This window comes from Nocardia farcinica (genome assembly GCF_029867845.1).
In the GTDB taxonomy this organism is placed as follows: Bacteria; Actinomycetota; Actinomycetes; order Mycobacteriales; family Mycobacteriaceae; genus Nocardia; species Nocardia farcinica_A.
Genome location: NZ_JARWRU010000826.1, coordinates 1 through 8,736, shown reverse-complemented (window position 1 = coordinate 8,736; position 8,736 = coordinate 1). Strand labels below are relative to the sequence as shown.

Annotated in this window: 8 protein-coding genes; all 8 read left to right on the top strand. The window is 70.9% G+C overall.

Translation table 11 applies throughout. The features are described from left to right. A partial coding sequence (locus tag QH283_RS17960; RefSeq protein ID WP_280504147.1) for an RHS repeat-associated core domain-containing protein occupies positions 1-3,371 on the top strand: 3,371 nt, incomplete at its 5' end. Further along, positions 3,372-3,830: a hypothetical protein gene (locus QH283_RS17955; protein ID WP_280504146.1), complete on the top strand. Its 459-nt coding sequence runs from the start codon at positions 3,372-3,374 to the stop codon at positions 3,828-3,830. It abuts the gene before it with no gap. 213 nt (positions 3,831-4,043) lie between these two features. Next, positions 4,044-5,894: a hypothetical protein gene (locus QH283_RS17950; RefSeq protein ID WP_280504145.1), complete on the top strand. Its 1,851-nt coding sequence runs from the start codon at positions 4,044-4,046 to the stop codon at positions 5,892-5,894. Beyond that, positions 5,891-6,679 carry an ESX secretion-associated protein EspG gene (locus tag QH283_RS17945; RefSeq protein WP_280504144.1) on the top strand — a complete coding sequence of 263 codons (789 nt, stop codon included), beginning with the start codon at positions 5,891-5,893 and terminating at the stop codon, positions 6,677-6,679. The genes QH283_RS17950 and QH283_RS17945 overlap by 4 nt, the downstream gene beginning before the upstream one ends. Positions 6,680-6,682: 3 nt before the next feature. Further along, positions 6,683-6,997: a hypothetical protein gene (locus QH283_RS17940; RefSeq protein WP_280504143.1), complete on the top strand. Its 315-nt coding sequence runs from the start codon at positions 6,683-6,685 to the stop codon at positions 6,995-6,997. A 13-nt stretch (positions 6,998-7,010) separates the two neighbouring features. Beyond that, positions 7,011-7,310 (top strand): YbaB/EbfC family nucleoid-associated protein, encoded by a 300-nt coding sequence (locus tag QH283_RS17935; protein ID WP_280504142.1) that lies wholly within the window; start codon positions 7,011-7,013, stop codon positions 7,308-7,310. Positions 7,311-7,449: 139 nt separating this feature from the next. Next, positions 7,450-7,764: a type VII secretion target gene (locus tag QH283_RS17930; RefSeq protein ID WP_280504141.1), complete on the top strand. Its 315-nt coding sequence runs from the start codon at positions 7,450-7,452 to the stop codon at positions 7,762-7,764. After that, the coding region (locus tag QH283_RS17925; RefSeq protein ID WP_280504140.1) for a hypothetical protein at positions 7,761-8,736 on the top strand (976 nt) is incomplete at its 3' end. The genes QH283_RS17930 and QH283_RS17925, both read left to right, overlap by 4 nt.

Below are 8,736 nucleotides of genomic sequence, written 5' to 3'. Positions count from 1 at the left end.
CCGCCCGGGGCGTCGCGACCGCGGCCGGTCCCACCGTCGTGCCGTTCACCACGGTGCGGCACGGGGGCGGCAGGCTACTGGACTTCGAATACGGCCCCGACGGCTCGGTCGCGGCCGTCCGTCATTCCGGCGGGGCGGTGCTGCGCACGCCGACCGACCCGCGCTCCGGCCGGGTCACCGAACTGCGCCTCGAGGCAGGTGACACCGTCGTCCCGGTGGCCGCCTACCGGTATTCCGACGCCGGAGACCTGCTCGCGGTCGCCGACGCCTCGGGCGCCGAGTCGCGCTACACCTACGACCAGGCCCACCGGCTGCTGTCGTGGACCGACCGCAACGGCGTCTCCTATCACCACCGCTACGACGAACTCGGCCGCTGCGTCGCCCAGGTGGGAACCGGCGGCGTCTACGCCAACGCCTTCGTCTACGGCGCCGACGGCCTGCCGGACGCCCCGCCCGGCGGGCGGTGGACCGTGCTGGTGGAGACCGTCCGCGAGCTGGACGCCTCCCCGACGGGCCTGCCCGCCGGATTCGACCCGGAACCGGTGCTCGACGCGCTGTGCGCCATGCCCGCCGTGGCCGAGATCGCGCGTCGCGGCCCGCGCGCGGCGGCCGACCGCTCGACGGCCCGCGAGGACCGTGCCTTCGGCAGGCTGCGCCTGCTGGTCTTCCGCGCCGACGCCAGGGGCGACGTCTGGCAGATCATCGATCCCGTCGGCGGGGTGCGCACCTTCGACCGCGACGCCGCGCACCAGGTGGTGCGTGAGGTCGATCCCTCCGGCGCGGTGACCGGCTACACCCGCGACCGGTACGGCCTGATCACCGCGGTCACCACACCGGACGGGGCGAGCACCACGATCACCAGGGGCCGCTGGGGCGAGCCACTGCGCGAGGTCGGCCCGGGCGGACGCACCTGGACCTACGAATCCGACGAGCTGGGCAACACCGTCGCCGTCGTCGGCCCGGACGGCGCGCGCGAGCGGTACGACTACGAAGCGCGGCGGGAGGGATCGGTGCTGCGCCGCGTGATCGATCCCACCGGTGCGGTCACCGAGATCGACTGCGACGGCAACGGTCTGCCGATCCTGGTCCGCGCCCCCGGCGATCGCGTCTGGACCTACGAACGCGACGCGTTCGGCCGCCTCACGGCGCTGACCGACCCGCTGGGCAGGACCACCGGCTACACCTGGACGCCCACCGGCAAGCCGCTCACCAGGCGCAACCCGGACGGCACCGTGCTGACCTGGACCTATGACGCCGAGGGCAACGAGCTCGCGCGCACCGACGAGGCGGGCAACACCGCCACCACCGCCTACACCGTGCTCGACGCGCCGAGCGAGGTGACCGGCGCCGACGGCGCCGTGCTGCGCATCGCATACGACACCCAGATGCAGATCACCTCGGTGACCAACCCGAGCGGGCTGGTGTGGCGCTACGAGTACGACGACGCGGGCAGGCTGATCGCCGAAACCGACTACAACGGCGCCCGCACGACCTACGTCCACGACTCGGCGGGCCGCATCCGTGCCACCACCGACGCGACCGGACGGATGACCCGCTTCGTCTACGACGTGTCGGGCCGCGTGGTCGAGGAGCACACCGACGACGGCGTCACCACCTACCGGTACGACCGGCACGGCGACCTGGTCGAGGCGGCCAATCCCGACGCGATCGTGCGGTTCACCCGCGACGCGGCGGGCCGGGTGCTCACCGAGCGGATCGGTGACATCACCGTGGCCGTCGACTACGACCGCGCGGGCAGGCGCACCCAGCGGATCGTCGACACCAGGGCGGTGCCCGGCGCCGGACTCGGCAGGCGCACGGTGTTCACGCGCGACGAGACCGGCCTGCTGGCCGGTGTGGCGAGCGACGACGGGCACGGCCCCGCCGACCTCGTCCGGTTCGGCTACGACCGCGGCGGCAACGAGATCGCCCGCGCGGTCGGCGCCGCCGTCGTCGACCGCCGCTACGACGAACGGGACCGGATCATCGCCCAGCACGTGCGCGCGGGCGGCGGCGTCGTCGCAGGCCGCACCTGGACCTACCGGTCCGACGGCTATGTCACCGGCGGCCAGGACCTGCTGCGCGGCGCGGCGCGCGTCGAGCTCGACCCGGCGGGCCGTATCACCGCGGCCACCGCCGACCGCGCTCCGATCCCGCCCGAGCGTTACGGCTACGACCGCGCCGGCGTGCTCACCCTCGCACCAGACGCCGACGAACCCGCACGGACGGGACCGGTGGCCTCCGCCGGGACGCTGGTCACCGAGCTCGGGCGTCGCCGGTACCGCTACGACGCCGCCGGACGCCTGGTCCGCGTGGTCCGCACCAGGCTGTCGCACAAGCCGGAGGTGTTCGAGTTCACCCACACCGCGACCGGGCAGATCCGCACGGTCGCGGCCCCCGACGGCACCGTCTGGCGCTACGGCTACGACGCCTTCGGCCGCCGGGTCTCGAAGGTGCGCACCGATCGCGCGGGCACGGTGTCCCACACCGTCGTCTTCGGCTGGGACGGCGACGAACTCGTCTTCCAGCAGGACCGCGCCGCCGGTCCGACGCCCTCGATCACCGAGTGGCACTGGGTGCACCACCCGGAGACCGGCGAGCCGCTCACCCAGTACAGCCGCACCCACGGCGCTCCCGCACCCGCAAGCCACCCGGCGCACGCGGGCCGGTCGGCCGTCGACACCGAGTTCTACGCCATCGTCACCGATCTGGCGGGCGCGCCCACCGAGTTGATCGACCCGCGCACCGGCGCGGTGGCGGGCTGGGCCTCGGCCACGGTGTGGGGACGCACCTGGTGGAACGGCCACGCCGCCACCGCGCTGCGCTTCGCAGGCCAGTACCACGACGCCGAAACCGGCCTGCACTACAACCGGCACCGCTACTACGACCCCGTCACAGCCGCCTACACCACACCCGACCCGCTCGGCCTCGCGCCGAACCCGGCCGACGCGCACGCCTACGTCCACAATCCGCACACCTGGGTCGACCCGCTCGGCCTCGCCTCCTGCGGCCGCGGCTGGTGGCGCACCCTGCGCACCTTCGGCCCGATCGGGGCCGCCAGACAGGAGTACGTCGACACGGTGCGCGGCATCACCGAGCGCGGACTGGCCAGAGTGGCGGCGGGCGAGGACGCCGCGACCGTGGCGCGCTGGGCCATCGACGAGCGCAACGCCATGAAGACGGCCACCCGTGCGAAGCTGCCGAGGGTGCTCAACATCTGGGCCGAGCGACGCAACATCCGCCACTACGGCGACCCGGTCGGCCCAACCTACGAATTCCTGCACGACGTGAGAGGCAAGACGCCGATGGACATCATCAAGGGAGCCGGACGCACCAGCGCCCGGGTGAACCGGCTGCTCGGGGTGCGCTGAATGCCCGAGATCTGGCTGACGCGCAACGACCGCTTCCGCTGGGTGCGATACGACACCGACACCGGCCGCGTGCTGGGCGAGCTGCGCCCGAAGTCACCGTCCGCGCCCACCGCGGGCCTGCTCGGCACGTGCTCGGGCAAGCCGGTCGCCTTCTACGTCGACGCGGACAACAGCGCCTACATCCTCCAATCCGGCGCCACCACGGTGACATTGGACGACCAGGCCGCCGTGCGCTTCTGGCGGACCCACCGCAACACCAGATCCCACCTGAGCGTCGAACGCGGCGACCAGCGGCTGCGGCTGTCGGAGTGGACCTTCGCCACCGCCGCCGACCCGGACGCCGACCCCGTCAGCTCCAAGGACTTCCTCGGCACCGTTCACGATTTCGTGACCAGGGACGAGCGTCGCGCACACGGGCTCGCGGTGTGGTCCCAGGCCGCCGACCCGACGGGGTTGTGAACGCCTACGCGCGACTTCATCGATGGCCCTTCGCATTCGGCCTAGGGCGGGGGATCATGGCTGCGGTCGCCGGATGCTTCTGTCACTATGGGCAGGGGATGGCCGAAGGACGCGCTGGACCCCGGCGATCGCGGTCGGCCGCGATCACGCAGCAGTGTCCAGCATCCGGTGGCCTCGGTGCGCCACCGGAACTCGAGCAGTGGGGAGCGATTCGTGGGCGATACGAAAGACGAGCCGAGCCGATTTCAATCCACCGGCACGATCTCGGTCGAGCCGGGCGCGGCGCTGAAGGCCGCCACCGCGGTCAACTCGCTCGTCGGTGCGCTGCGCGCGATCAGAGTGCACATCGACAGCGTCGATGATCTACCCGGGAAGTACGCCACGCCCGGATTCTCGAACCAGCTGTCGGGATTGAATCTCGCGACTCTGCTGTCGTCGAAAGCCACCGAGTTCCGCACGATCCTGGACCAGCACATCGACATCCTGGGCGACATCCACGAGTCCTTCGTCGCCGCGGGCAAGGCCTACGACGGCGCCGAAGCCGACTCGGTCGAAGAGCTCGAGAGTTTGAAACTGACCACCAAGCCGGCGGATCTGGGTTCGACGCCCAACACTCGGGTCACCGTCATCGATTCCGAAAAAATCACGGAGACAGGACGGGTCGAGAAGCCGTCGGGCTCCGGCGGCGGTACCCCCGACCGCTCCATCCCGATCGCGGGCGAGACCGCTCAGGGATTCTCACCGCAGCAAGTTCTCGATTTCTACAATTCGGTGCGAGACAAGTACCGCAAGGCTGCGGACGCGTCGATCATCTGGGACTTCATGGCGACCCAGCTGACCAACCACTTCGGCTCACTCGGCGTGGCGCTGAAGGGCATCAAGGACACTCAATGGGACGGACCGGGCGCAATTCAGGCGTTTCGCTCCGTCCAGCAGTACAGCGGGTCCGCGACGGCACTCGCGGGCGAGATGCAGATGGTCAAAGCGAATCTCGAGTACACCGCCTCCTGGATGTATCTGCTGCAGGCCGAGATGGCGGAGGCCAGTCACGCGGACGTCCTCTATCCGGTGGAGCACTGGACCATCGACGATTCGACAGGAAACTACAAGTACCTGCAGGCGCTGAAGGACACCGTCGACAACATCTACCGTCCGCACGTGAACACCTCGGGCTCCACGGTGCCCACCTTCACGGTCCCGACCAACCCGGTCACCGGGTTGCCGGCGGGGCAGAAACCCACCGGGCCCGGTCCGCGGCAGGGCTCCCCGACAGGCACTCCGCCCGGCTCCCCGACCAACACCCCACCGTTCACCCGCGCCCAATCGGTCTCGCCGTTCACTCGCGGCCAGGCGGTGCTGGCGCCCATCGACATGAACAACCAGCAGAAGGCCGCCGAGGACTACGAGCGCGCTCAGCGTGAGTTGGCGGAGCGACAGCAGGCCGCGACCGCGGCGTATCAGCGCCAGCAGCAGGAACTCGCCAGACAACAGCAGGAAGCTGTCAGACAGCAGCAGGAAGCCGCCAGACAACAGCAGGCGCAGCAGGCTGCCACCGCGGCCCAGCAGGCGGTCCAGCAGGCGGCGCAACAGGGACTGTCCGCCGCACAGCAGGTCGCGCAGCAGGGGTTGACCGCCGCGCAGCAGGCGGCGCAGCAGGCGGCGGCCGGACTGCCGGGATTCGCCATGCCCGCGAGTCTGCCGACCTCGGATCTGCTCAAGAACGCGGCCACCGGTGCCGGCAAGGGGCCGGGGGGCGGCGCGGGTGCGGGCCCGGGTTCGGCGGGAGCCGCGCCGCTCGCGCGCGATGTCAACCAGGCCTCGAAGCTGTTCCCGCGCGCCGGGATCACGGCGGGCACCACCGCGGCCGCCGCCGGGCGGATGGCGGGCATCGCGTCGACACCGATGCACGGCATGCCCGGCTCACCGGGGGCGGCGGGAGCGGCCGGGCGCAGCGCGGGCGAGGCCAACCAGCACAAACGGCCCGCCTTCCTTGATTCCTCGGAGCATCTGGAAGAAGCGCTGGGTGAGGCGCCTGTCGCGTTCCGGCCCGTCGTCGAGAAATGACGCGGAAGTGGACGCTGAGCGCCCTCGAGTTCGTGGCGCTCTACGAGTCGATGCGTGAAGACGTGCTCCCCGAGCCCTTCGTCTTCACCGCGGCCACTGTCGACTACGAGGAATACGTGCGACAGAAGGCCGATGCCCGCGCCGGAGTGCGCCGCGCGCACGGCAGCGAGCTGGATGAGCTGGTCGAGATCGTCGCGCGGCCGGATCTGCGTGTGGTGGTCGGCGGGTGGAATCCGGCCGACTTCGATGCGGGGGAGGGGCGGGTCCGGGTGCTGGGAGTCCGTCGGGGCGATGTCGGATTCGTGCTGACCCAACTACCCGGCCGGACCGCCTGGGACAGCGGTGGCTACGAGGTGACCGAGTGCGATGCCGTCGGTTTGGCGGCGGCGATCGTCGACGCGTTCCCCGAGGCGCAGGCAGGCAGGCACGGCCGGATCGTGCTGGCCGACGAGGAACGCACTCTCGCCGGGCACGTCGATCACTCCTACGGCAGATCGGGCGTGCTGGACACCGGGGAGGACGAGTTCGATCAGGCGCGTCGCTTCTCGGCCGCCCCACTCACCAGAACCGGCGGCATCCGAATCGAGCAGGGCATCTCGAGGTTCGGGCCGCGCGGGCGCGTGGTGCGCACCTTGCGCTGGCGCGACGTGCGCGACGACGGACGTTATGTGATCGCCGGCGAGCGGCCTCCGGTCGCCTCGGGCGTCGACGGCAAGCAGTTGACCGCGGCGATCAACGCCGAAATCGCCGTGGTGGTCAGAGCTATCAAGGATGAGAGGAGATGACCCATGGCGACAGCCACATCCCGCAGCGGCTCGATCTCGGTCGTCACCACCGAGCAGGGCCTGCCGACCGCGTTGACCGTCGAGCCCGACGAGTTGCGCCGTGATCCGGCCGAGCTGGCCGCCGACATCCTGCGGCTGTGCAGGCGGGCGGCGGATCGGGCCGGGCTGGAGCGGCGGGCCGAATTGTCCGCCGCCGGACTGAGCTCGGAGGCGCTGGCGTTGACGGGGCTGCCGAGACCGGAGGAGGTCGCCGCGCGCGAGCTCGCCGAGGAGCAGGAGTACGAGCAGGAACCGCAGAGCTGGATGCGGTCGGTGTGAGGCGGGTGCGGCGATGAGTGCGATGGACGAGCTGGAGGACAGGGTCCGCAGGCAGCTGGACAGGATTCGTGATCTCGGTGATCGGATGACGGCGGTGCGGGCGCAGGCGAGCTCGCCCGGCGGTGAGGTCACCGTGGTGGTCGACGGCGACGGCGCGCTGCGCGATCTCCGATTCAGCGAGGGGATAAGGCGTTTGGGGCCTGCTGAGTTCGAGCGGATGGTGGTCGAGACCGCGGCCAGGGCGGCCGCCGAGGCCTTCACCGAGCGGGCCGACCTGGTGAACGCCTTCAACGAGGAGATGTCACAGCGATAGTCGCCGCACCGGGTTGTTCATCCATTTCGGTTGTGGCCGTTACACATTCTTCACCCGATTCTCGCTCTGCGTGGCGAATCCCCTTTTGGTACATTGAATTCGCACGTGCCAATCGCCTTCTGACAGGTGGGGGTTTCGGATGGACAGGATTGCCGTTACGTCGGACGCGATTCGGCAGTACGGGAACACCGCGGCCGCGACAGCGACCGAGGTGGCCGTCGCGGGAGCGACGAACCAGGCGGCGACGATCGCCGCGGCGGTGCCCGTCTTCGGGCTGATCGGTCAGGATTTTCTCGCCGCCTACGCCTACGCGCAGGCCAGCAATCTCACCTCGGTCGCCGAGCTGGCCCACGTCTACGCGATGACGGCGGTGGCCGCCCACGAGGCCGCCGCGCTCTACGACCTCACCGACGCCGCGTCGGCCGCCGACATCGGGTCCGTCACCGGGTCATGAGTGTGCCCGTCGACCCCTCGGTGCTCGATCTGATCCGGCAGACTCCGGCGGGCCCTCTGCTCGATCGGCCGGTGAACGAGGTCCTGCGGGAGCTGGGCATCCCGCCGCTGCCGGAGATCCCAGGGTTGCCGCCGCTGCCCGAACTGCCGCCGCTGCCGGTGCTCGACCTGGCCGCGCTGGCCAAGCCGCTCACCGATCTCGCCGGCGGATTCGGCACCGGCGTCCTGCCGTCGGCGACGCAGGCCGGTGCGGTCACCTCGCCGCCCGCGCCCGGCCAGGAGGCCGCTCCCGTCGACCCGGCACAGGTCATGCAGGTCGTCTCCGGCGTCTTGCAGACCGCGACGACCCTTGGTTCCACGGCCCTGCAGACGGTGATGTCGCTGTGGCAGAGCATGGCGGCGATGGAGGCCGCGCAGAAGGCCGCCGAGGCCGCGAAGGACACCACCGCGGTCGCCGAGCAGAGCGCGCAGACCTCGGTCGGAGTCACCTCGGCGGCGGGTTCGGTGTTCCGCGGCGCGGCCGAGATGTCCGCGGTGATCGCCAAGTTCGTGGCCTCGGTGACGGCGTCGGCGCCCTTCCTCGCGACCGGCGCCGGACAGGTGTTCCTGGTGACCCTCACCACCGAGACCATCGCCGAGGCGCTGGCCGTCGTGGCGAAGACGCGCGGTGAGCTGACGGTGCACAGTGCCGCCATGACCGAGACCGGCACCAAGATCCCGGTCACCAACGCCCCCGACAACGTCGACCCGATGCAGGCGATCTCGCAGGTGATGGCGGTTCTCGGTCCGCTGTCCCAGCTCGCGACGAGCCTGCCGCAGCAGGTGGCCTCGATCCATCAGGCGCTGCAGCCGGCGAAAACGCTGAGCACCACCGGCGACGAGACGAAGGAGCCCGACGGTGGCCATCCCGGTGCCGGTGTGGGTGGTGTCGGTGGCGGGGCCGTCGGTGGTGTCCTTCGCGGCCTCGGCGGCC